Below are 22190 nucleotides of genomic sequence, written 5' to 3'. Positions count from 1 at the left end.
ACCCTGCGGACGCTATTGAGTAAAACAGACAACTTCTGCTTTCAATGCCTGTCCGGTACGCATGATGAAAGCAGTGTTATCTGCAAAATGTGCTGTCAGGAAGCAACGAGGTGTAGAAGCGTAGTATATCGATACGGCAAAAGCGGAGGTTATGGCGGATAATCCATGGTCAAACGGGCAGAAAAAAAGCGCGCAGCGGATATTTCCACGCGCGCCTTATGCAGTGTCTTACTGAAGATTGCCTGCGGTCAGGCTCTCTTTATCAAAGGCATGGCTGACATCAATATGATTCTGATGCATCGATGTATCGATATTGGAACCCGCCTCCGGATGCGTCTGGCTCTTCTCTGCGGCCATCACGCCGGACGAAAGTGTAGCGGCCAACAGCAGTGCGGTGACTACGCCGATATTTTTCATGTTCAGTTCCTTATTTCATCGTGCTGTCGCTGTCGCCTGTTTCTTCCGGCGGCCCGGCAATGTGGCGATTTTATTTCGTCAGCTCAGCGGTCATATGTACGCGGTTATTGAATTGAGCGCTGGTGATTTTGTAAGACGCGCCTTGCTCTGCGGCCTGCGCGGCAATTTTGGCTTCTGCGCGATCCAGGGTGGAAGCGCTGGCGCTGATGCTCTGAGCAAAAGTACCGAAAGAGATCATAGAGAGTGCGGCAATTGCAACGAAAGTTTTGATGGATTTCATGGTCGTATTCCTTAAGTGTTTTGTCAGTGTTGGAGCGTTGTTGCCCCGATGTGATAAATGATAGGCTGACGGCCGGATGATTAAAATCGAAACAATTTGCTCTCATTGTTCAGTAAATTTGAATAATTATTGTCAAGTATCGCCATCCAGTTTTGTTAAGAAAGTTAAATTACAATTCAGCCTCATTGTCATAACAAATATATAAAAAGTTATTTTTTAACTTTCGATAGATGATTTTCTTGTTTGCTATCATCTGAACTGCAGCAATATAGTTTTTAGGCAGCAATAAACGCCGGCGTGCGGCAAATAAAAATTATCCACGAATATTTCATTATGATAACTATTAATAAGATCAGTAAAAGCTTCTCCGGTGAAAGAGTGCTAAAAGAGGTCTCGCTCAGTATTCATTCCGGTGAGATTATTTGCATTATTGGCCCCAGTGGCTCAGGGAAAACCACGCTATTACGTACGCTTAATTTCCTGGAGCCTGCCGATAGCGGGCAAATAAGAATAGATGATGTGGCGCTGGATTGCGCAAAAGCGGGCAAAAAGGAGATTGAAAAGCTACGGGCAAAAACCGCCATGGTTTTTCAATCGTGGAATCTCTTTCATAATCTGACCGCACTGCAAAATATTACCGAAGGACTGATTTACGCTCAAAAGCGCCCGCGTCAGGAGGCGCAGGATATTGCTGAACGACTCTTAAAGCAGGTGGGGTTATTGCATAAAAAAGACAGCTATCCGCACAGTCTCTCCGGCGGCCAAAAGCAGCGTATCGGGATTGCGCGGGCGCTGGCAATTAACCCCGCCGTTCTGCTGCTGGATGAGCCGACTTCCGCGCTGGATCCGGAAAAAGTTGGTGAAGTGCTGGAGCTTATTCAGACGATTGCCGCTGCGGGGCAGACGATGATTATCGTGACCCATGAAATGGCGTTCGCCCGCCAGGTCGCTTCCCGGGTGGTATTTATGGAAAACGGCGAAATCGTTGAGCAGGGCCCGGCGGAACAGATATTTGGCGCAGCACAGCAGGGGCGAACCCGGGCGTTTCTGGCGCAACTGCACTATCATGCCTGAGGCTAATGATGAACAATAACCCGCTCTTTAACTGGCAGGATATCGCCGGAATATTGCCGAAACTGCTGGAAAATTTACCCGTGACCCTCGGGATAATGCTGGCATCGCTGCTGCTTGGTTTGACGATCGCGCTGCTGATTGTGCTGCTGCAGTTTAGTCGCTTTAAGCCGTTCAGCGCGGTGGCAAACGGGTATACCGACATTCTGCGTGGCGCCCCCCTGGCGCTGCTGATCCTGCTGTTTTTCTTCGGCGGAAAATTAATTTTGACTGCGCTGGCGCTGCCGCCGCTATGGATTAGCGATACCACCTTTGCGGTGTTGTCTATTTCGGTCAGCATCAGTCCCTATTTTGCAGAAATGATGCGCTCCGCGTGGCGTGCGGTGGATACCGGCCAGAAAGAGGCCATCATCAGCCTCAATATTCCCTGGCATAAGGGAATGCAGCGGATTATTTTTCCCCAGGGGCTCATTATTGCCATTCCCGTTTTTGGTAATCTTTTAATTAACCTTGTGAAGATGACCTCACTGGTCAATATTATTGGTATTGTAGATATTTTTGGCCGTGCACAAAAGATTTCGCAAAATAGCTATGGATCTAAACAGGTTGCGGCGTTTATTAGTGTTATTATCGTTTACTGGGTGCTGAATAGTATTATTCTCTATTTTACCACTCGTATTGAAAAGAAGTATCAGTTCCTGCTGGAGTGATAGATTAACATGTTTAGCCTGGCGTTCATTCGGGACAATTTTACGTTTATTTTAAGCGCGCTGCCGGTTACCCTGGTGATAACGTTATTGTCCTTACTCTTTTCCACTCTGCTGGGCGCGGCGCTGGCGTGGGTGATTATTCGTCAGGTTCCCGGGGTTCAATGGGGGGCGAAGGTATTTCTCTCCTTTAGCCGTTCGGTCCCGGTACTGGTGATGCTGTATTTCTTTTTTTACGTCTGGCCATGGATAGCCGCCGGGCTGTTTGGCGGCCCGCAGGACAATATGTACCACTATAAACTCTCGCCACTGGTGGCGGCGGTCACCGCGCTATCGCTGATTTTCAGCGCGTATTTCGCCGAAACCTTTCGCGCAGGCTGGAACGCGGTTGATAAGGGGCAGCGCGAGGCCGCATGGTCAATTGGGCTAAGCGGGTTCACGCAGTTCCGACGCATTATTTTTCCGCAGGCGGCAGTATCCGCACTGCCGAACTTCACCAGCGTGCTGATCGATCTGATTAAAGACACCTCGCTGGTTTACACCATCACCGTTATTGATCTGATGGCGAAAGCCAATATCGCCGCCGCGCGCGGGTTTCATTTTGTCGAAGCCTATTGCGTCGTGCTGGTGATTTATATCGTGCTGTGCCTGGCAATTGCCAGAGCATTGCGCAGTGTAGAACGGTTTCTGCGCGCCCGCTGGCAAGGAAACGTACAAAAGAGTGTTCCACGGTTATCATTTTGGGGAAGGTATTTTGAAAAATAAAATTTTACTGGTGAGTGCGCTGACGTTGGCAATGGGAATTAACGCCGCACAGGCGGTTGAAAAAAGTCCGCACGCGAAGACGATTGAGGTTGTCGTTAACGCTAACGGTTTTCCCTTTAGCTTTGTTGACGATAACAACAATATTACCGGCTACGATGGCGATCTGTTAAAGGTGCTGGACCAGCGGTTAACCGACTATACGTTTCATTTTAATGCGGTCTCGCGCGACGCGATGATCGTCGGCCTGTCGACCGGCGCGTATACCCTTGCGGCGGATCACTTTTATCTTACCAAAGAGCGGGCGGAAAAATATGACCACTCCGGCGAGCCGACCGGGATCAGCGATTTACGCCTGATTGTACGTAACGATGAGAACGATATTCATAACCTTGGCGATCTCGCCAGCGGTAAGAAAAAGCTGGTGCCGATTCATACCTCCGACGCCCGTTATACGGTGATTGAAAACTACAACAAAAAAAATCCAGGCCAACAAATTAACCTGCAGCCCAACGGCGAGCAGTCCGCCGCCGATATCTTTAAAGCGGTCGCTTCCGGGGAATACGATGCGGCGATTTATCCCATTGGTGCGCTACTGGCGTTAAATAAGGCGCTAAATCTCAATCTGAAAGCTTCGGATTCCGTCGGCCTGTTTCCTAACGTCTATTTGTATAAAAAAAATACCGACCCGCAGTTGATCAAAGCGATTGATGCGCAGTTGGTTGCCCTGAAAAAAGACGGCACGCTCGCTGAGCTCTCACGGAAATGGTACGCCGAAGATGTGTATGCCCTGCCGGGCGCCAGCGACGTCAAAGTGAATACCGACTGGGAATAAACGCATGACGCAAATAAGCTCGGAGCCGGCGCATAACGCCGCCACCTTAAACGATGAGGTGACCCTGGCGCTGCGCGCCATTACTGAAAAACGCGCGGCTACCATCGGTTACCTGTTGGACGAAAGCCGACAACGTCATATCGCGGATGATTTTGCGCGTGAAGCCATACGTCACTATGGCCGCGATATCGGGCATAAGCTGCGTGCGCAAATGCGCGATCGCCAGGATTTGCAGGAGTTTGCCGGGCTGTTTACCCGCGGTCTGGAATCTCAGGTTTATGAGATGGAGCCCGTTAGCGCCAGCCGGGCCGAATTTATCGTCCTGTTTCACTACTGTCCTTACGTTAACTGCTGGCGGCAGCAGGGGCGGGGCGCCAGCGAAATTGAGACGCTATGCGATATCTGCATGGAAGGCGATCATGCGTTAACCGACGCGTTTCCGGGGCTGCGTTTAGAGGTGCAGACCGCGCTGGCTCGCGGTGATGCCGCCTGTCGGCTGCGTTTTTATCAGTCAGAGTCGCATGAGGCGGAATGGCAACCTTAAGTGGGGGCCACGCAACCAGTTTATTAATCAGCCAGAAGCGGCGATTCAGGCACTGAGCGGGCAAAAGCTCACCATGGTTGACGGCGACGTTGACGGACGGATTTATCCCACTGACGGAACGGGGATTCGCGTTGCCGACTCGGCGCGACAAGGCCGGCGCTTCGGTGTTGGTCACGACGAATAGCGTTTTGAATAAGGAGTAAAACTATGGCAAAGGTCCATTTTATTGGTGCCGGACAGATGACGGAGGCGATTATTCGCGCGTCATTAAGCAACGGTACGCTGCGGGCGGACGCGATCTCGCTGGAGGATATCGACAGCGCGCGAATCGAGGCTTTGCACTCCCGCTATCGGTTGTCGGGCGACGGTGGCTTAAGCGAGGCCTCTTTGCTGGTGCTGGGGATCCGTCCGCAGGACGATCTGGCGGCGGTGGCGAGCCGCGTGCGCGCCCAGCTAAACGGCTCGACGACGGTGGTTTCTCTGATCGCGGGAGTGACCCTGGAAAAGCTGGCCTCCCTGTTTGGTGAGACAACGCCGATTGCCAGGACGATCCCCAATACCCTGACCGATACCGGATTTGGCTATAGCGGCGTAACCTTAAACGCCCACGCCAGCGCGGCTGAGATCGAGCCGTTTCTGCGCGGTTTTGGCAAAGTGCTGTATTTGCCAGAGCGGTTGATCGATGTCTTTACCGGTTTTGGCGTCGCGGGGCCTAACTATATTTACTACTTTATTGAGTCGCTTACCGATGCCGGCGTACTGGCGGGGCTGTCGCGGCCTCAGGCGACGGAGGTGGTGCTGGAGAACCTCCTCGGCGCGGTCGAGATGCTGCGCCAAAGCCAGAAGCATCCGCGTCAGCTTCTGGATATCAATAATTCACCGGCGGGAGTCGGGATCCACGCTCTGTATGAGCTGAACAACAGTGACTTTGCCGCAGGCCTTCAGCGCAGCGTACTGGCGGCGGTCAGGCGTACCCGTGAACTGGGACAGCGCTAAACCCCTTCTTCCCGCCACTGGCCGTGCAGCACCCGGCGCTTTTCCGGCGATGCGCTTAAAGGCACGGCTTAAGGCTGCATGAGAACGGTCGCCCAGCCGGATCGCTAACGTCGTCTATTAATCCACGGGGAGCAGGACAAGTTCAGGCATTGGTCATTCGACATGCCAGGGGGAATATGCCTGAAGATCCCGTTTAAATTCGACGGAAAACAGGCAACAAAAAACCCGCAAACTCGGAGAGAGTGCGGGTTTCTGTAGGGTTACCGGTCGTTAACAAAACTTACCGGTGAATGATTTGGTCGGCACGAGAGGATTTGAACCTCCGACCCCCGACACCAGCCGGATCGCTAACGTCGTCTATTAATCCACGGGGAGCAGGACAAGTTCAGGCATTGGTCATTCGACATGCCAGGGGGAATATGCCTGAAGATCCCGTTTAAATTCGACGGAAAACAGGCAACAAAAAACCCGCAAACTCGGAGAGAGTGCGGGTTTCTGTAGGGTTACCGGTCGTTAACAAAACTTACCGGTGAATGATTTGGTCGGCACGAGAGGATTTGAACCTCCGACCCCCGACACCAGCCGGATCGCTAACGTCGTCTATTAATCCACGGGGAGCAGGACAAGTTCAGGCATTGGTCATTCGACATGCCAGGGGGAATATGCCTGAAGATCCCGTTTAAATTCGACGGAAAACAGGCAACAAAAAACCCGCAAACTCGGAGAGAGTGCGGGTTTCTGTAGGGTTACCGGTCGTTAACAAAACTTACCGGTGAATGATTTGGTCGGCACGAGAGGATTTGAACCTCCGACCCCCGACACCCCATGACGGTGCGCTACCAGGCTGCGCTACGTGCCGACGCGTGGGGAACAATATTACCCGTTCCCCGAGCGAATGCAAGCGGGTCGCGCGCGATTGATTCATAATTAATCAATCAGTTAGCGATAAAGCGTTTTTCGTCAGTCAGGACCTGCAGCAACAGGCTGAGCTGCGGTTTCTGATCTTTAATTTTCTCGCCGTCGCGGCTCCAGGTGGTATAGGTGCCGTTATGGTTGAGGACCACGGTGATGGTCGGGGTGGTAATGGCCAGCGTATCGCCGTTGGCCGCGGTGACCCAGTTCCGACGTCGTGCGGCGCTGAACAGATCTTCACCCTGCGAGTACTCATTGGCTGGCGTCGAAACGTGGAGCAGGCGCTGCATCAGCGTGGTCATTACATCTTTGTTATCGGTCAGCGTGGCAATTTCCTGCGCCGGCGTGCCCGGCCAGTGAATAACCAGCGGCACCTGCAACTGCTCGCGCGACCAGTCGAACGAGTCGTGTTTGACGTTAAGCGGCTTGCCGTGGCCGCCAGTGATAATCACCACCGTGTTGTCGAGCTTGCCGGCTGCGCGTAGCGCGGTCAGCACCCGATCAATCTGGGCGTCAACATCACCTGCCGCCTTGCTGTAACGGCGGACAAAGCCCTGTTGCTGCGTGTCGTCGAGGGTGGTGCCGTTGAGCGAGATCCACGAGAACCAGCGATTCTCATCCTGCGCGTAACGGTCCAGCCAGCCGATCCACTGATTGGCCGTCTGCTCGTCGCTCTGAGTCTTCGCGCTCGGTAGCGAGAAGTCGGAGAGCAGCGCCTGGCGATAGAGCGGGCTGCTAAACCCATCGGAGGAGAACAGGCCCAGCTGGTAGCCCTGCTGGTTAAGGGCGGTGATCAACGCGGCGGGAATACGCGCCGAGAGGACACCGTCCATATAGCCTGGTGAAATACCGTAGAACAGGCCAAACAGGCCGCTGTCGGCGGTATTACCCGAACTCATATGCTGGGTAAAATTGACGTTCTCTTTGGCGAACGCCGCCAGCGCCGGCATGGTCTTTTCAAACCGCGAATAGTTCAGGTTGTCGACGGTGATCAGCAGCACGTTGTAGCCCGCGCCGAGATCACGGTAGCGCAGGTTGCTGAGCGGATACTGGACCGATACCGCCTCCGGCGCCCCTTGTTCCACCAGGCGACGCTGATAATCCTGGGCGTCGAGCAGGCCATGTTTCTCGAGGAAACGGCGGGCGGTCATCGGATAAGAGAGCGGCAGATTCGCCCGCTGCATCGTGATCGGGCGATAGAAGTTGGCATCCGCCCAGATATAGACCAGGTGGCTGCTGATAAACGACAGAAAGAAGAACCAGGCGACCGGGCGGGCGTAATGACGGCGGCGCGTCAGGCTGCGCAGTTTCTGCCAGCTCCAGGTGGCGAAGAGCATTTCAATCAAAAAGATGACCGGGACGCTGATAAACATCAGCTGCCAGTCGCGCGCCATCTCATTCTGGTCAGGGTTGATGACCAGCTCCCAGACGACCGGGTTTAAGTGAAGATGGAAGCGGGTGAAGACCTCGCTATCTATCAGCAGCAGCGTCATCCCGGCGGTGGCAAGGATCACCGACAGGAAGCGCATCAGGCGCTGCGAGACCACGATAAAGGTCAACGGGAAGAGGATCAGCACATAGCTGGTAAACACCAGGAAGCTGAAGTGTCCGACGAGACTGACGTACGAAAAAAGCCGTCCGGCAAGCGTCGTCGGCCAGTCGGCGACAAAAAGATAGCGGCTGCCGAGCACCATGGCCAACAACATGTTGAACAGGGCGAACCAGTGCCCCCAGCTGACCATCTGGGAGACTTTTTCTCGGTAGGGCTGACGTAGAGTCACCATATACTGTTGCTGTTATCCTTAATGCGCCGGATCGTCGTTAATGGAAGACTGCAAAGCCTGCGCGAAAGAACGGGCGATGGCCTGACGCTGCGCCGGCGCGACGCTACTGTTGATCAGGTTGGTCACCATATTGCCTAACACCATCAGTGAAAGGTCAACCGGGGCTTTGTGTGATTCCAGGACGTTCGTTAGCTCGCTGAGCAACTGTTCGACCTGTTGATCGCTATAGCGGGAAATTTGCGGCATAAACTCAAAATCTGTTTGTTCGTGAAAGGGCAACATATTACCGTAGCAGCAGCTTTTTTTCCGCATTTTTTCGCCGCGACGCAAAAGCGCACCGATCGTCGGTAACAACGTCGAAATGTGTGGCGCCAGTTGCGTCGGCAACCCGGCGGTGGTTGAATACCGCCCGGTCTAAAAGGAGAGTTTAACATGAGTCTGGATATCGACCAGATTGCCCTGCATCAGTTAATCAAACGTGATGAACAAAATCTGGAGCTGGTGCTGCGCGAGTCACTGCTGGAGCCGAATGCGACGGTCGTCGAGATGATGGCTGAACTGCACCGGGTCTATAGCGCCAAAAGCAAAGCCTATGGCCTGTTCAATGAAGAGAGTGAACTGGCGCAGGCGCTGCGTCTGCAGCGTCAGGGGGAAGAAGAGTTTCTGGCGTTCAGCCGCGCGGCGACTGGTCGTCTGCGCGATGAACTGGCGAAATACCCGTTCGCCGAAGGGGGCATTGTCCTCTTCTGCCAGTATCGTTACCTGGCGGTCGAGTATCTGCTGGTGGCGGTGCTCAATAACCTGAGCAGTATGCGCGTCAACGAGGAGCTGGATATCCGCTCGACCCATTACCTGGATATTAACCATGCTGATATTGTCGCGCGCATCGATTTAACCGAGTGGGAAACCAACCCGGAGTCGACCCGCTATCTGACCTTCCTGAAAGGGCGGGTAGGGCGCAAAGTGGCCGATTTCTTTATGGATTTCCTCGGCGCCAGCGAAGGGCTTAACGCCAAAGCGCAGAACCGCGGCCTGCTGCAGGCGGTGGATGACTTCGCCGCCGATGCTCAGCTTGATAAATCCGAGCGACAGAATGTGCGTCAGCAGGTCTACGCGTACTGTAACGAACAGCTGCAGGCCGGGGAAGAGATTGAGCTGGAGTCGCTGTCCAAAGAGCTCGCCGGCGTCAGCGAAAAGAGCTTCCAGGAATTCACTGCCGCGCAGGGCTATGAGCTGGAAGAGAGCTTCCCGGCGGATCGCAGCACCTTACGCCAGCTGACCAAGTTTGCCGGCAGCGGCGGCGGATTGACCATTAACTTCGACGCCATGCTGTTAGGTGAACGCGTATTCTGGGATCCCGCCACCGATACCCTGACCATTAAGGGCACCCCGCCGAACCTGCGCGACCAGCTGCAGCGCCGGACGTCCGGCGGCAATTAAGCCCCATGCCCTGTCGGCGCTATCGCTGAACGGGGATGATCTCCACGCCGCACTGCACCAGCTGCTGGCGCAGCGCGGCGTCGGGTTCACCGTCGACGATAAGCGTACTGGCGAGGCTCAGTTCGCCGATGGCAAAGGCTGACGCGGCGTTGAGCTTCTCCCGGGACGCCATCACCACGGTTTCCGCCGCTCTGGCCGCCAGTGCGCGTTTGATGCCCGCTTCTTCATAATCACCGGTAGTGAAACCTGCCCGCGGGTGGATGCCGGTCACCCCCATAAAGAACAGATCGGCATTGATCCGCGCCATACCCGCCAGCGTCTCGGCGCCCACAGCGACGACCGAATGTTTAAACACTTTGCCCCCGAGCAGGATCACCTCGATTCGCGGGTGGTCCACCAGCGCCACGGCGATGCCGGGGCTGTGGGTGACCACCGTACAGTTCAGTTCCGCAGGTAAAAAGCCGATCATTGCTGCAGTGGTGGTGCCGCCATCGACAATCACCACCTGTCCAGGCTGGATCAGCGCGGCGGCGGCGCGGGCGACCGCCTGCTTGGAGGCGATCTGCACGCTTTTGCGCGTTTCAATAGGCGCAATAGCGGCAGAAACCGGCAGTGCGCCGCCGTGGACCCGCTGCAGTTTTCCTTCCGCCGCCAGCTCGCGCAGATCGCGGCGAATGGAGTCCTCGGAGACGTTGAACCGCTGGCTTAGCTCCCCGGACATCACCTGTTTTTCCTCGGTGAGGATCTGGAGGATCTGCTGTTTTCTCTGACTGGCGAGCATGATTTTTCCTTCACGAATGATCTTGTTTGTTCCTGATTATGCATGTTATGGTGCCAGCTGTCATCTCAAAGGGGATATAACATGCAAACTCACGCACCGCACGTCCGCCACGTTCGCGAGACGCTGCTCTCTGACAACTGGTACACCCTGAAAAAATATACTTTTGAACTGCTGCGCCGGGACGGTTGCTGGCAGGAGCAGAGCCGGGAAGCCTATGATCGCGGCAACGGCGCGGTCATTTTACTCTATAACCGTGAGAAGCGGACGGTGGTCCTGACGCGCCAGTTCCGATTTCCGGTATTTACCCACGGTCATGATGGGTATCTGATTGAGGCTGCCGCCGGGCTGCTGGATAACGCCTCGCCGGAGGCGCGGATCGTTGCCGAAGCGGAAGAGGAGACCGGCTTTCGCGTGACGCGGGTCGAACCCGTCTTCACTGTCTTTATGAGTCCAGGCTCCGTGACCGAGAAGCTCTACTTTTTTATCGCGGAATATCAGGCCGATGACCGTCGGGGCGACGGCGGCGGGTTGGCGGCAGAAGGTGAGGATATTGAAGTGCTGGAGTGGCCGCTGGCGCGGGCGCTGCAGGCTATTCGCGATGGCGAGATCATGGATGCGAAAACGATAATGCTGTTGCAGCATCTGGCGCTGAATGCCGATACGCTCCTCGCCAGCTAAGCGGCAAGGAGCAGGGGAGATTAGCGCAATTCGCGGGCAATGGCGCTGTACATCAGCGCCGCTTCCAGCGGCTGGGCGTTGAAGGACGGTTCCGCCTGCGGCCAGGTCGACCACTGGACGATCACCAGATGTTCCGCGCGGTTCACCATGATCACCTGGCCATAGATCCCCAGCGCCCACAGCGAGCCCTGCAGTCCTTCCTGCGGCGTCGGCTGTACGTGTTGCGCATTGGCCGGAATCGCGTTGTTCCACCACTGATAGCCGTAGATACCTTGCGGATGCGCTGCTGAAACCGAGTTCAGCGCTTTTGTCCAGCTTGCGGCCTGGTCGAACCAACCTGCGGGCACCAGCTGTTTGCCGTTGCTTAACCGACCATCGCGGGCGACAAACTCGCCAAAGCGGCCCCAGTCTTCGAGGGTGGCGTTAAAGCCGTGGGCGCCAACATCATGCTTCCCTTGCTGATAAGCATGCCAGACGCCATCGTGGGCCATACCCGCAGGCTGCCACAGCGACTGCTCAAGCCAGGCGGCCAGCGACATACCGGTCGCGCGTTCCAGCACATCGCCCAGCAGCCAGGCGCCGCCGGAAGAGTAGGACCACTGCTCGCCTGCCGGGTGTTTGCGCGACAGTGCCGATACGATTTTACGTACGCAATCATAGGCGCCGGGCTGTGCTTCACATTGGGTCAGGCGGGCAAAGTGCGACTGCGGGTTGGTGTAATCTTCATTCCAGTCCACGCCGCTGGTATGTTGAATGAGCTGCTTGAGCGTTACGCCGTCCCAGGCGGTGCCTTTCAGTTCGGGTTCATAAACGGTAATCAGGTCATCGAGGGAGTGGATTTTCCCCTGTTGAATGGCGATGCCCACCAGCGTTGAGACGACCGATTTGCCCACCGATCGCGAGGTCCACAGCGTGGTATCGGTGTTGCCGTTGCCAAGGTATTTCCAGGCGACTTTGCCATCTTTCAGCACCAGCATGCCGCTGACGTTCTCGCGCTTCAGGTAATCCTGTAGCGTCCAGGTGTGGCCGTTGAGGGTATAGCTGGCGTGGGTCAGTGGCTTTTCAGCACGCTCCAGCGGGACCGCTGCGCCGTGGCGGAAGACGTCTCCGGCATAATTGCGATAGTCGTTACGAAAGCCAACGACGCGTGACGCCTGATCCCAGGTGAGCATGTCTTTGGCCGCGGGTAGCGTTTGGTCGTAAGGGGTGGGGCAGACATCCAGCGTCAGGTCGCCGCAGTTTTGCGCCATCGCCGCCGCCGGCAGCGCCGCCAAAATTAACGCCAGAGCCAGTGGTTTTTTTATCATTTTCATTTCCTCGTTTGCCATAGTTTCGCTGCGCAGTATATAAATCGGCTCGCGAAGGCTAAAATCAGCAAATGGGGGATTTTCCCCCGCAAGGGAGAGAGGGATGAAAACCCTGCAGTATTCTTTCGCACAGATTGAGGCCTTCGCCACCATCGCCGAAACTGGCAGCCTGTCGCAGGCGGCCATTCGTTTAGCTAAAGACCGGACCACGCTTCGCGATCTGCTGGACTATCTGGAAGATGCGCTGGGCTACCGGCTGTTCAGCCGTGAAGGGCGTAGCCTGACGCTAACCGCCGAAGGCGAGCAGCTTTTTCGCCAGGCACACCTGCTGTTGCGTCAGGCGCAGGCTTTCGAGTCTTTTGCGCAAACGCTGCCGCAAACGGCCTGGCAGGCGTTACGTCTGGTGTACGATCCCTTCGTGCCGCGTGAATTTCTCCGTTTGCTGGCTGATACGCTTGCCCGGCGGCAGATCCGTTTAAGCTGCTGGAGCGCCTCGCGGCGCGAAGCCGAGCAGGCGCTGAGCGAGGGCATCGCGGATATGGCCATTTGCCAGGCTAATAATCGTACGCTGGGCAGCGAAATGGAGTGGCGGGCGCTGGGCACCGTTGATTTACGTTTTTACGCCGCGCAAGGATTGTTTACTGACGCCGCACGGCCGCTGACATTGCTGAATTTATCGCTAACGCCACAGCTGGTGATGCACCGGCGCAGTGACGATCAGATCGCCCGCCGGCTACAGATATCCGGCCATACGCTGTATATGAATGAAATCGCGCTGCTGCGCCATGCGATGGAGCAGGGGATGGGCTGGGGATTTTTACCGGAACATTTACGGCCAGGCGAGTGGCAGGGGGTTGCTGAAATAGCTACCGAGGTCGGCAGTCAGGGACTGAACGTGACCATGGTGATGCTCTGGCTGCCCGGCATGAATAAGCACCGGATGCTGAGCGACCTCGTGGACGAGGCGCCGGAACTTTGGCGGCGCCGATAACAAAACGCCCCGGGTCAGAAGACACCAGGGCGTTTGCCATACAACTTGCTATCGGCGATTACGCGCGAACGAAGTCGATGTGGGTCAGTTTCGGCTTGAACGCGTGACGCTGAACAGCCTGAACTTTAACTTTCTCTTCTTTGCCATCGATAACGAGGGTCACAACTTCGCCGTAAAATTCAGCTTTATCCTGCATGTTCCACAGTTTGTCGTGATCCAGTTCGATAGCAACCGGAGCAGCTTCGCCACCGTAGATGATTGCCGGGAACTTGTTAGCTGCGCGCAGGCGGCGGCTCGCACCCTTACCCTGCTCTTTACGTACTTCTGCGTTGATAGTAAACATTGATGTCTCTCTATATATAAAGCCTGCAACAGGCGACCCAGCTGCAGGCAGATTATCTGCTTTGCGAATGCAAAAGCGGGCGGCATTATAGCCGCCAATCGGCACAGCGGCAATCAAAACCTCAGTTTTTGGCGGATTAACGCAGCTCATTGGCGCGACGGAAACGGCCCTGATAATCGAATACTTTTTCCCGCACCTGCCAGTATTGCCCCTTCATTCGGGCGACGACAAAGTCAGGATGGCGCAGCAGCGCCTGCTGGGCAATGATATCCGCCGGGGTTATCCAGCGTAACGGCACGCCCGGCGTACGGGTATGCGGGCGGATAAACAACTGCTCAAAGGCGGTACGCTGGGCGGGCGTTTGCAGACGGAAGCGCTCACTCACGTCGGCGCCGTCCTCATCATAGTAGGTGATTTTCAGCCACGGGCCTTTCTCGTCGCTACCGTGCTGCATAGCCATGCCGCTGCAGCGCAGCACCAGCGCGTCCTTTAGCTTCAGCGCCGCCTTCAGCATATCGTCCGGGTCGACCAAAATCGTGTCGCACTCGCGGCAGCGGCGGGCGGCGATATCGTTTTCCGCGTTGCACTGCGGGCAGTTTTTGAAGCGAAAGCGGAAGTCGCACTGTTCGCGGTGGCCGTCATCATCTTCAAACCAGCCCTGGCAGCGGCGGCCAAAATGCTCAATCAAGGTGCCGTCGGCGGTGGTTTTGCCCCAGAAGGTGTTGGCGAAACCGCAGGCCGGGCAGAAGACCTGCACCGGTACGTTGTCGCTTTTCCCCTTCGGCGTCCCCACTTCCGGGGCGTACAGGTCATGCGGGTTGCCGGCGTAGTCGAGGATCAGGCAGTCGGTTTTGCCCGGCGCCAGGCGCAGGCCGCGGCCAACAATCTGTTGGTAAAGACTCACCGACTCGGTGGGGCGGAGGATGGCGATCAGGTCAACGTGCGGGGCGTCGAAGCCGGTGGTCAACACCGCGACGTTCACCAGATAGCGATACTCCTGCGCTTTAAACGCCTCGATAATGCGATCCCGCTCTGGTCCAGGCGTTTCCCCGGTGATCAGCGCGGCTTGCGCCGCCGGCAGCAGACCGGTCACTTCCCGGGCGTGTTCCACGGTGGCGGCGAAGATCATCACCCCTTTACGGCTTTCGGCGAACTCCACGATCTGGCTGACGATATGCGGTGTTATGCGCTGCTGTTTTTTCAGTTCGTGGTTAAGATCGGCTTCGCTGAACAGGCCGTTGCTTTGCGCCTGCAGACGGCTGAAATCGTACTGCACCACCGGCATATCAAGGCGTTCCGGTGGCGTCAGGTAGCCGTGCTTAATCATATAGCGCAGCGGCAGCTCATAGATGCAGTCGCGAAACAGTGCTTTCTCATCGCCACGTACCATGCCGTGGTAGTGAAACTGATAGATCCAACCCTTGCCGAGGCGGAACGGGGTAGCCGTCAGGCCGAGCAGCCGGAGCTGAGGATTCACCTGCCGCAGGTGGCTTATGATCTGTTGATACTGGCTGTCGTCGTCATCGCTGATACGGTGGCATTCATCGACGATGAGCAGCGAAAATTCACTGTGAAACTGATCGAGGTTGCGCGCCACCGACTGCACGCTGCCGAACACCACTTTGCCGTGGCTCTCTTTACGCTGCAGACCAGCGGCAAAGATATCCGCCTCGAGGCCAAGGGCGCAGTATTTCGCATGGTTCTGCGCCACCAGCTCTTTGACGTGGGCCAGCACCAGCACGCGGCCGCGGGCCAGCCGGGCAAGCTCGGCAATCACCAGGCTTTTGCCCGCGCCGGTGGGCAGGACAATGGCCGCCGGCTCGGTATGGCGACGAAACCAGGCGAGGGTGGCATCGACGGCTTCTTGTTGATAGGGGCGTAATGTAAAAGTCATGAATTCACGGGGCTAATTAACTCGCGAATAGTATGCCATGAATCTTTTCCCTTGAGTGGTGTTAAGAGCCCGTTATACTAGCCAGTGAAATTCTTCTTTTTCGGGCGAGTTGCCCGCTCCAGCACTATTACAGGCTAAAAAAATTCATGCGACTTGATAAGTTTATCGCTCAGCAGCTTGGCGTCAGCCGGGCTATTGCCGGGCGTGAAATCCGCGGCAGCCGTGTTACCGTGGACGGCGACATTGTGAAAGATGCCTCTTTTAAGCTCCAGCCAGAGCACGAGGTGGAATATGATGGCAATACGCTGACCCAGCAGAACGGCCCCCGTTATTTTATGCTGAACAAGCCGCAGGGTTACGTCTGTTCCACCGACGATCCCGATCATCCTACTATCCTTTATTTCCTCGATGAGCCGGTGGCGCACAAGCTGCACGCCGCCGGGCGCCTGGATATCGACACCACCGGGCTGGTGCTGATGACCGATGACGGCCAGTGGTCGCACCGCATTACCTCGCCGCGCCACCATTGTGAAAAAACCTACCTGGTGGAGCTGGAAAGCCCGCTGGCGGAAGGGACCGCAGAGCTGTTTGCCAAAGGCGTCCAGTTGCACAATGAAAAAGATCTCACTAAGCCGGCAGTGCTGGAAGTGATCACCCCGACCGAAGTGCGCCTGACCATCAGCGAAGGGCGCTACCATCAGGTGAAACGCATGTTCGCCGCCGTGGGCAACCATGTGGTTGGCCTGCACCGGGAGCGCATCGGCGATATCCTGCTGGATGACGCGCTGGCGCCGGGTGAATATCGTCCGCTGACGGAAACGGAAATCGCCAGCGTAGGCGCCCCGCAGGCACGGAGTAAAACGTGACAGTGAAGCAGAATTCTTCTCTGGGAATTGTGTTTATCCTCGGCCTGCTGGCCATGCTGATGCCGCTGTCGATCGATATGTATCTTCCGGCGCTGCCGGTGATCGCCGCCCAGTACAACGTCCCGGACGGCAGCGCGCAGATGACGCTCAGCACCTATATCCTGGGCTTTGCGCTGGGTCAGCTGCTGTACGGGCCGATGGCCGACAGCCTTGGTCGCAAACCGGTGATCCTCGGCGGGACGCTGGTGTTCGCCGCGGCGGCGGTGGCCTGCGCCCTGTCGCAGACCATCGATATGCTCATTGTCATGCGTTTCTTCCACGGTCTGGCGGCCGCGGCCGCCAGCGTGGTGATCAATGCCCTGATGCGCGATATCTATCCGAAAGATGAGTTTTCACGGATGATGTCGTTTGTCATGCTGGTGACGACCATTGCGCCGCTGGTGGCGCCGATGGTCGGCGGTGCGGTGCTGGTCTGGTTTAGCTGGCATGCCATCTTCTGGATCCTCGCGCTGGTGGCCCTGCTCGCCTCGCTGATGATCGGCCTGTTTATCCGCGAAACGCTGCCAGCTGACAGGCGTCAGCCGTTCCATCTGCGCACCACGCTGGGTAATTTTGCCACCCTGTTCCGTCACAAGCGGGTGCTGAGCTATATGCTGGCGAGCGGCTTTAGCTTCGCCGGCATGTTCTCTTTCCTCAGTGCCGGGCCTTTCGTCTATATCAATATTAACCACGTTGCGCCTCAGCACTTTGGTTACTATTTTGCGCTGAACATTGTTTTCCTGTTCCTGATGACCATGTTCAACAGCCGGTTTGTGCGGCGGGTGGGGGCGTTGCGCATGTTCCGGGCCGGGCTGTGGATCCAGTTTGCCATGGCGGTATGGATGGTGGTTTGCGCGCTGCTGGACGTCGGCTTCTGGTCGCTGGTGATCGGCGTGGCGGCCTTTGTCGGCTGCGTATCGATGGTGTCGTCTAACGCCATGGCGGTGATCCTCGATGAGTTTCCGCATATGGCCGGCACCGCTTCGTCACTGGCCGGAACGTTTCGTTTTGGTATCGGGGCGATCATTGGCGCGCTGCTGTCGATGGCGACGTTTACCACCGCCTGGCCAATGCTGATCTCTATTGCCTTCTGCGCAACCTGTTCTATTTTCTTCTCGCTTTACGCTTCCCGTCGGCGAAAAATCGCACACTAGGTCACATTTTCAGGGGCGAAATCGCCCCTTTCTTGATACATGTCAACCAGAATGAGCTTCAGGGTTCTGCGATTTGTTTCCTTTATGTAAAATCAATTAGTGTAAAAAGTCGCATTGTTGCGATAAAAAAGTTGTTTTGGATCACAGAAACGGGTACATATAGCGCCAATCGGCTCGCCGGGTATAAAAATAACGCGCTGGATTATAAGTGCTTAGCCCTGGCCCGCCGCGGCTGTAAACGTTTTCTGCGTCAAGGCAGGACTATTTGTCAACAGTGTGTTAATATTGATGTAAATTTATTGTGAAGCCTTTTGCTTCCGGGGAAACCACGTGAATACACAACAACTCTCTATCGTACACCGTCTGCCGCAGAGCTATCGCTGGCTGGCCGGTTTTGCGGGTTCCAGAGTTGAACCGATTCCGCAAAACGGCGCGCAGAACGAGAACAGCCTCGTTGCCCTGAAACTGCTGAGTCCGGACGGTGAAAAAGCCTGGCCGGTAATGCATAAGCTCAGCCAGGCGTTAAGCGACATCGAAGTCGACTGTTCCGTCCTTGAGTGCGAAGGCGAACCCTGCCTGTTCGTTAACCTGCAGGATGAATTCGCCGCCACCTGTCGTCTGAAAAATTTTGGCGTGGCCATCGCCGAGCCCTTCTCCGGCAACAACCCCTTCTGACCGTCAGCTCAGCGCCAGCAGCTGGCGGGTATATTCGTGCCGGGGTGCGCTGAAGACGGACTGGCACTCGCCCTGTTCAACCACCTCTCCCTGACGCAGCACCATCACCTGATGACACAGCGCCCGCACTACGCGTAAATCATGACTGATAAAAATATAGGCCAGCTGATGCTTTTGCTGTAACGCTTTCAGCAGGTGCAGGATCTGCGCCTGAACGGTTTTATCCAGCGATGAGGTCGGCTCGTCGAGGACGATCAGCTGCGGCTTGACGATCAACGCTCTGGCGATGGCAATACGCTGCCGCTGGCCACCGGAGAACGCCGCCGGGTAGCGCTGGCGGCTGGCCGGGTCGAGCCCAACCTCCTGCATGGCAAGGATCACTGCCTGTTCGCGTTCGGCTGCCGTCAGCGTCGGCTGGTGGACGCGCAAGCCTTCCTCAATGATCTGCTGCGCCGTCAGGCGCGGATTGAGCGACGAGTTCGGATCCTGAAAAACCACCTGCATTTGTCGGCGCAGCGGCAGCAGCTGTCGACGGTTACGCCCCTGAATCGGCTGGCCGGCAAAAGTTATCTTTCCCTCGGATGAGATCAGGCGCAGCAGCGCCAGACCGGTGGTGCTTTTTCCCGATCCCGATTCGCCCACCAGGCCCAGCGTCTCGCCGGCGCGTAGCTGAAAACTGAGGCTGTTGACCACCCGATGGTGATCGACCACCCGGCGCAGGATCCCTTTGCGAACAGGAAATGCCACGTTTAAATCATCCGCCTGCAGCAGCACCGGGGCATCGACGGCCAGCGGCACCGGCTCACCGTCTGGTTCGCTATCCAGCAGGCGTTGGGTGTAGGGATGTGCCGGCGCGCTGAACAGCGCCCGACAGTCATTTTGTTCCACACAGCGGCCGTTCTGCATCACCGCTACCCGGTCAGCCAGCTGACGGACAATGCTCAGGTTATGGGTGATAAACAGCAACCCCATGTTCAGCTCCCGCTTTAGCTCGCGCAGCAGCTGCAGGATCTGCGCCTGCACTGACACGTCCAGGGCGGTGGTCGGTTCGTCGGCGATCAGCAACTCCGGGCGCGTCAGCAGCGCCATGGCGATCATCACCCGCTGGCGCTCGCCGCCGGAGAGCTGATGCGGATAGTCCGCCAGCCGCCGCGGCGCCTGACGGATCCCGACGCGCTCCAGGCAGTCGAGGATCTCCCCGCGCGCCGCCTCTTTGCGCATTCCCCGGTGTAACGACAGCACCTCATAGAGCTGTTTTTCCAGGGTATGCAGGGGGTTGAGCGACACCATTGGCTCCTGAAAGATCATCGCGATCCGGTTGCCGCGCACGCCGCGCAGGGTCGACTCATCCGCATGCAGCAGCGACTGGCCATGAAAGCGGATATCGCCGCTGGGGTAGCTGGCCGGCGGGGTGGGGAGCAGTCGCAGCACCGACAGCGCGGAGATGCTTTTTCCTGAGCCGGATTCGCCCACCAGCGCCAGCGTCTCACCAACTGCCACCTCGAGCGACAGATTGTGCACCACGGTCTGCGTCTCGCCCTGCTGGCGAAAGGCAATAGAGAGATTGTCGATAGCTAACAGCGGGTGGGTCATATTACACCGCCTTACTTGGGTCAAAGGCGTCGCGAACCGCTTCACCAATAAAAATCAGTAGCGTCAGCAGTACGGCGACGGAGAGAAACGCGGCAATGCCCAGCCAGGGCGCCTGCAGGTTGTTTTTTCCCTGCAGCAGCAGCTCGCCGAGAGAGGGGGAGCCAAGCGGCAGACCGAAGCCGAGAAAATCCAGCGACGTCAGGGTGGTAATGGAGCTGCACAAGATAAAAGGCAGGAAGGTGAGGGTCGCCACCATTGCGTTAGGCAACATATGCCGCAGGATGATCTGCCGGTCGCTGACCCCGAGCGCCTGCGCCGCCCGGATGTAGTCGTAGTTGCGGGTGCGAAGAAATTCAGCGCGCACCACGCCCACCAGCGTCATCCAGCCAAAAAGGACGGTGATCGCCAGCAACCACCAGAAGCCCGGCTGCACGACGCTGGAGAGCAGGATGATCAGAAACAGGGTCGGCATCCCGGACCAGACTTCGATAAAGCGCTGGCCCCAGAGGTCGATTTTGCCGCCATAGTAACCCTGTATCGCCCCGGCCAGCACTCCCAGCACGCTGGAGAACAGCGTCAGCAGCAGACCGAAGAGCACCGAGATGCGCGTACCATAGAGGATCCGCGCCAGCACATCGCCGCCGTTGGCGTCGGTGCCAAGCCAGTTGCTGGCCGAGGGCGGTGATGGAAAGGGGACGGTGCTGGCAAAATTAATCGTCGTGGCGCCGAAGCGCACCGGCGGCCATAGCGCCCAGCCGTGGGTGGACAGCTGGTGCTGCAGCCAGGGATCCTGATAGTCGGCGGCGGTAGCGAACGCGCCGCCAAAGGTTTGCTCGGTGTAGTTTTTTAACACCGGAACGTACAGCTGGCCCCGGTACTGCACCAGCAGCGGGCGATCGTTGGCCAGCAGCTCGGCGCCGAGGCTGCAGAAGAAGAGAATTAAAAACAGCCACAGCGACCAGTAGCCGCGACGGTTGTGACGAAAGCGCGCCCAGCGGGCCTGATTAACGGGACTGAAGAAAGACATTAGCGGCCCTCAAAATCAATGCGCGGGTCGACCAGCGTATAGCTGATATCGCTGACGATATTCAGCAGCAGGCCAATCAGAGTGAAAATATAGAGCGTGCCGAACATCACCGGATAGTCGCGGGAGACCGTCGCTTCATAGCCCAGCAGACCCAGGCCGTTCAGCGAGAACATCACTTCGATCAGCAGCGAACCGGTAAAGAACATACTAATAAAGGTGGCCGGGAAGCCGGCGATCACCAGCAGCATGGCGTTGCGGAACACATGTCCCCAGAGGATCTGTTTCTCACCGACGCCTTTGGCGCGGGCGGTGACCACATACTGTTTGCGGATCTCATCGAGGAAGCTGTTTTTGGTCAGCATGGTCAGGGCGGCAAAGCCGCCGATCACCGTCGCCAGCACCGGCAGGGTGATGTGCCACAGGTAATCGAGGATCTTCTGATACCAGGGAAGGGTGTCGAAGTTCGGTGAGACCAGACCGCGCAGCGGGAAGAGGTCGAAATAGCTGCCGCCGGCAAAAATCACGATCAGCAGGATGGCGAACAGAAAGGCGGGGATCGCATAGCCAATAATAATCAGCGTGCTGCTCCAGATGTCAAAGCGGCTGCCGTTGCTGACCGCTTTGCGAATACCCAGCGGAATGGAAACCAGGTAGATAATCAGCGTACTCCACAGTCCGAGGCTCACCGAGACCGGCAGGCTGTCTTTAATCAGCTGCAGTACTGAGGCGCTGCGAAACAGGCTGTCGCCAAAATCAAAGCGCAGATAATCGCCCAGCATCTTCAGGTAACGCTCGTGCAGCGGCTTGTCAAAGCCGTAGCGGTGGGTGATCTCGGCGATGACTTCCGGATCAAGGCCCCGCCCACCGCGATAGTGCCCCTCGCTGATGTTCCCTGCGCCGGCTCGGGCATGGCTGGCGCCCATCCCGCCGTCGCCGGCACCCGGCATCCCGCCGTGCTGACCAAATTCGATGGCGGCGATGGCCTGATCGACCGGGCCGCCGGGTGCGATTTGCACAATAAAAAAGTTAATGGTGATGATGGCCCACAGGGTGGGGATCACTAACAGCAAACGGCGGATCAGGTAGCTGCCCAT

23 protein-coding genes, 1 tRNA gene and 1 pseudogene are annotated in these 22190 nt (G+C 56.9%); 12 read left to right on the top strand and 13 right to left on the bottom strand.

All coding sequences use genetic code 11. The features are described from left to right. Positions 1-228 precede the first annotated feature (228 nt). A complete protein-coding gene (locus A1WC_RS07920; RefSeq protein ID WP_008803987.1) occupies positions 229-417 on the bottom strand; it encodes a hypothetical protein in 189 nt (62 codons plus the stop codon). Between the two features lie 70 nt (positions 418-487). Next, positions 488-697 carry a YdgH/BhsA/McbA-like domain containing protein gene (locus A1WC_RS07925; RefSeq protein ID WP_004851107.1) on the bottom strand — a complete coding sequence of 70 codons (210 nt, stop codon included), beginning with the start codon at positions 695-697 and terminating at the stop codon, positions 488-490. A gap of 333 nt (positions 698-1030) precedes the next feature. Between A1WC_RS07925 and A1WC_RS07930 the strand changes: the two genes are divergently transcribed. From A1WC_RS07930 to A1WC_RS07955, 6 genes are all read left to right on the top strand, one after another. Further along, positions 1031-1771, top strand: a complete 741-nt coding sequence (locus A1WC_RS07930; RefSeq protein ID WP_016161568.1) for an amino acid ABC transporter ATP-binding protein — start codon at positions 1031-1033, stop codon at positions 1769-1771. A gap of 8 nt (positions 1772-1779) precedes the next feature. Then, positions 1780-2478, top strand: coding sequence for an ABC transporter permease subunit (locus A1WC_RS07935; protein ID WP_016161567.1), 699 nt, complete (start codon positions 1780-1782; stop codon positions 2476-2478). Positions 2479-2487: 9 nt separating this feature from the next. Beyond that, positions 2488-3240: an amino acid ABC transporter permease gene (locus tag A1WC_RS07940; protein WP_016161566.1), complete on the top strand. Its 753-nt coding sequence runs from the start codon at positions 2488-2490 to the stop codon at positions 3238-3240. Continuing rightward, entirely contained in the window at positions 3230-4072 is an 843-nt protein-coding gene (locus A1WC_RS07945) for a transporter substrate-binding domain-containing protein (protein ID WP_016161565.1), read from the top strand. The genes A1WC_RS07940 and A1WC_RS07945 overlap by 11 nt, the downstream gene beginning before the upstream one ends. A 4-nt stretch (positions 4073-4076) precedes the next feature. Then, positions 4077-4616 (top strand): L-2-amino-thiazoline-4-carboxylic acid hydrolase, encoded by a 540-nt coding sequence (locus tag A1WC_RS07950; RefSeq protein ID WP_008803992.1) that lies wholly within the window; start codon positions 4077-4079, stop codon positions 4614-4616. 207 nt (positions 4617-4823) lie between these two features. Continuing rightward, complete coding sequence (locus A1WC_RS07955) at positions 4824-5612, top strand: pyrroline-5-carboxylate reductase family protein (protein ID WP_008803993.1); 789 nt, start codon at positions 4824-4826, stop codon at positions 5610-5612. 12 nt (positions 5613-5624) lie between these two features. Here the strand turns inward: A1WC_RS07955 and A1WC_RS28565 are convergent. The 4 genes and pseudogenes from A1WC_RS28565 to A1WC_RS07970 all read right to left on the bottom strand — a co-directional run. Next, positions 5625-5720, bottom strand: a pseudogene (locus A1WC_RS28565) (AraC family transcriptional regulator); the annotation flags it as partial. Positions 5721-6394: 674 nt separating this feature from the next. Continuing rightward, positions 6395-6471, bottom strand: a tRNA-Pro gene (locus A1WC_RS07960). Between the two features lie 76 nt (positions 6472-6547). Continuing rightward, entirely contained in the window at positions 6548-8308 is a 1761-nt protein-coding gene (gene yejM / locus A1WC_RS07965; protein ID WP_008803994.1) for an LPS biosynthesis-modulating metalloenzyme YejM, read from the bottom strand. Between the two features lie 18 nt (positions 8309-8326). Beyond that, complete coding sequence (locus tag A1WC_RS07970; RefSeq protein WP_004195346.1) at positions 8327-8554, bottom strand: YejL family protein; 228 nt, start codon at positions 8552-8554, stop codon at positions 8327-8329. Between the two features lie 186 nt (positions 8555-8740). On the opposite strand from A1WC_RS07970, the gene yejK reads away from it, so the two are divergent. Then, the gene (gene yejK / locus A1WC_RS07975; protein ID WP_008803995.1) at positions 8741-9748 is read left to right on the top strand and encodes a nucleoid-associated protein YejK; all 1008 of its coding nucleotides are present in this window, start codon (positions 8741-8743) and stop codon (positions 9746-9748) included. Positions 9749-9767: 19 nt separating this feature from the next. On the opposite strand, the gene A1WC_RS07980 is transcribed toward yejK, so the two are convergent. Continuing rightward, positions 9768-10529 carry a DeoR/GlpR family DNA-binding transcription regulator gene (locus A1WC_RS07980; protein ID WP_008803996.1) on the bottom strand — a complete coding sequence of 254 codons (762 nt, stop codon included), beginning with the start codon at positions 10527-10529 and terminating at the stop codon, positions 9768-9770. A gap of 81 nt (positions 10530-10610) precedes the next feature. Between A1WC_RS07980 and A1WC_RS07985 the strand changes: the two genes are divergently transcribed. Beyond that, positions 10611-11207: an NUDIX domain-containing protein gene (locus A1WC_RS07985; RefSeq protein WP_016161564.1), complete on the top strand. Its 597-nt coding sequence runs from the start codon at positions 10611-10613 to the stop codon at positions 11205-11207. 20 nt (positions 11208-11227) lie between these two features. Here the strand turns inward: A1WC_RS07985 and A1WC_RS07990 are convergent, their stop codons facing one another. Further along, on the bottom strand, positions 11228-12514 hold the full coding sequence (locus tag A1WC_RS07990) for a serine hydrolase domain-containing protein (protein ID WP_016161563.1): 1287 nt from the start codon (positions 12512-12514) through the stop codon (positions 11228-11230). A 103-nt stretch (positions 12515-12617) separates the two neighbouring features. On the opposite strand from A1WC_RS07990, the gene A1WC_RS07995 reads away from it, so the two are divergent. Then, the gene (locus A1WC_RS07995; RefSeq protein ID WP_016161562.1) at positions 12618-13505 is read left to right on the top strand and encodes a LysR family transcriptional regulator; all 888 of its coding nucleotides are present in this window, start codon (positions 12618-12620) and stop codon (positions 13503-13505) included. Positions 13506-13563: 58 nt separating this feature from the next. Here A1WC_RS07995 and rplY read toward each other — a convergent pair whose 3' ends face one another. Beyond that, positions 13564-13848: a 50S ribosomal protein L25 gene (gene rplY / locus A1WC_RS08000; RefSeq protein ID WP_008804000.1), complete on the bottom strand. Its 285-nt coding sequence runs from the start codon at positions 13846-13848 to the stop codon at positions 13564-13566. Between the two features lie 136 nt (positions 13849-13984). After that, on the bottom strand, positions 13985-15742 hold the full coding sequence (locus A1WC_RS08005) for a DEAD/DEAH box helicase (RefSeq protein WP_016161561.1): 1758 nt from the start codon (positions 15740-15742) through the stop codon (positions 13985-13987). Positions 15743-15888: 146 nt separating this feature from the next. Between A1WC_RS08005 and rsuA the strand changes: the two genes are divergently transcribed. The 3 genes from rsuA (at position 15889) to A1WC_RS08020 (ending at position 18476) form a co-directional block, all read left to right on the top strand. Then, on the top strand, positions 15889-16608 hold the full coding sequence (rsuA, locus tag A1WC_RS08010) for a 16S rRNA pseudouridine(516) synthase RsuA (RefSeq protein WP_008804002.1): 720 nt from the start codon (positions 15889-15891) through the stop codon (positions 16606-16608). Continuing rightward, a complete protein-coding gene (locus tag A1WC_RS08015) occupies positions 16605-17801 on the top strand; it encodes a Bcr/CflA family multidrug efflux MFS transporter (RefSeq protein ID WP_008804003.1) in 1197 nt (398 codons plus the stop codon). Before rsuA ends, A1WC_RS08015 begins: the two co-directional genes overlap by 4 nt. A gap of 330 nt (positions 17802-18131) precedes the next feature. Continuing rightward, positions 18132-18476: a YejG family protein gene (locus A1WC_RS08020; protein ID WP_002912974.1), complete on the top strand. Its 345-nt coding sequence runs from the start codon at positions 18132-18134 to the stop codon at positions 18474-18476. 3 nt (positions 18477-18479) lie between these two features. Here the strand turns inward: A1WC_RS08020 and yejF are convergent, their stop codons facing one another. From yejF to A1WC_RS08035, 3 genes are read right to left on the bottom strand one after another with little or no spacing between them, the layout of a single operon-like run. Beyond that, positions 18480-20069: a microcin C ABC transporter ATP-binding protein YejF gene (gene yejF / locus A1WC_RS08025; protein ID WP_012541015.1), complete on the bottom strand. Its 1590-nt coding sequence runs from the start codon at positions 20067-20069 to the stop codon at positions 18480-18482. A 1-nt stretch (position 20070) separates the two neighbouring features. Further along, positions 20071-21096 (bottom strand): microcin C ABC transporter permease, encoded by a 1026-nt coding sequence (locus tag A1WC_RS08030; RefSeq protein ID WP_012967542.1) that lies wholly within the window; start codon positions 21094-21096, stop codon positions 20071-20073. Then, a complete protein-coding gene (locus tag A1WC_RS08035) occupies positions 21096-22190 on the bottom strand; it encodes a microcin C ABC transporter permease YejB (RefSeq protein WP_016161560.1) in 1095 nt (364 codons plus the stop codon). Before A1WC_RS08035 ends, A1WC_RS08030 begins: the two co-directional genes overlap by 1 nt.

The sequence above is a fragment of the Klebsiella sp. KTE92 genome, from assembly GCF_000398905.1.
In the GTDB taxonomy this organism is placed as follows: Bacteria; Pseudomonadota; Gammaproteobacteria; order Enterobacterales; family Enterobacteriaceae; genus Klebsiella; species Klebsiella variicola.
This window is presented reverse-complemented; position numbering and strand designations above follow the sequence as displayed.

Coding starts and splice junctions, on each gene's coding strand:
- A1WC_RS08005 (WP_016161561.1), bottom strand. CDS start 15,742: ATGACTTTTACATTACGCCCCTATCAACAAGAAGCCGTCGATGCCACC.
- A1WC_RS07950 (WP_008803992.1), top strand. CDS start 4,077: ATGACGCAAATAAGCTCGGAGCCGGCGCATAACGCCGCCACCTTAAAC.
- A1WC_RS07940 (WP_016161566.1), top strand. CDS start 2,488: ATGTTTAGCCTGGCGTTCATTCGGGACAATTTTACGTTTATTTTAAGC.
- A1WC_RS07980 (WP_008803996.1), bottom strand. CDS start 10,529: ATGCTCGCCAGTCAGAGAAAACAGCAGATCCTCCAGATCCTCACCGAG.
- yejK (WP_008803995.1), top strand. CDS start 8,741: ATGAGTCTGGATATCGACCAGATTGCCCTGCATCAGTTAATCAAACGT.
- rplY (WP_008804000.1), bottom strand. CDS start 13,848: ATGTTTACTATCAACGCAGAAGTACGTAAAGAGCAGGGTAAGGGTGCG.
- A1WC_RS07935 (WP_016161567.1), top strand. CDS start 1,780: ATGAACAATAACCCGCTCTTTAACTGGCAGGATATCGCCGGAATATTG.
- A1WC_RS07995 (WP_016161562.1), top strand. CDS start 12,618: ATGAAAACCCTGCAGTATTCTTTCGCACAGATTGAGGCCTTCGCCACC.
- A1WC_RS07990 (WP_016161563.1), bottom strand. CDS start 12,514: ATGATAAAAAAACCACTGGCTCTGGCGTTAATTTTGGCGGCGCTGCCG.
- A1WC_RS08030 (WP_012967542.1), bottom strand. CDS start 21,096: ATGTCTTTCTTCAGTCCCGTTAATCAGGCCCGCTGGGCGCGCTTTCGT.
- A1WC_RS07955 (WP_008803993.1), top strand. CDS start 4,824: ATGGCAAAGGTCCATTTTATTGGTGCCGGACAGATGACGGAGGCGATT.
- A1WC_RS07985 (WP_016161564.1), top strand. CDS start 10,611: ATGCAAACTCACGCACCGCACGTCCGCCACGTTCGCGAGACGCTGCTC.
- A1WC_RS07920 (WP_008803987.1), bottom strand. CDS start 417: ATGAAAAATATCGGCGTAGTCACCGCACTGCTGTTGGCCGCTACACTT.
- A1WC_RS08035 (WP_016161560.1), bottom strand. CDS start 22,190: ATGGGCAGCTACCTGATCCGCCGTTTGCTGTTAGTGATCCCCACCCTG.
- A1WC_RS07925 (WP_004851107.1), bottom strand. CDS start 697: ATGAAATCCATCAAAACTTTCGTTGCAATTGCCGCACTCTCTATGATC.
- rsuA (WP_008804002.1), top strand. CDS start 15,889: ATGCGACTTGATAAGTTTATCGCTCAGCAGCTTGGCGTCAGCCGGGCT.
- A1WC_RS07930 (WP_016161568.1), top strand. CDS start 1,031: ATGATAACTATTAATAAGATCAGTAAAAGCTTCTCCGGTGAAAGAGTG.
- A1WC_RS07970 (WP_004195346.1), bottom strand. CDS start 8,554: ATGCCGCAAATTTCCCGCTATAGCGATCAACAGGTCGAACAGTTGCTC.
- yejM (WP_008803994.1), bottom strand. CDS start 8,308: ATGGTGACTCTACGTCAGCCCTACCGAGAAAAAGTCTCCCAGATGGTC.
- yejF (WP_012541015.1), bottom strand. CDS start 20,069: ATGACCCACCCGCTGTTAGCTATCGACAATCTCTCTATTGCCTTTCGC.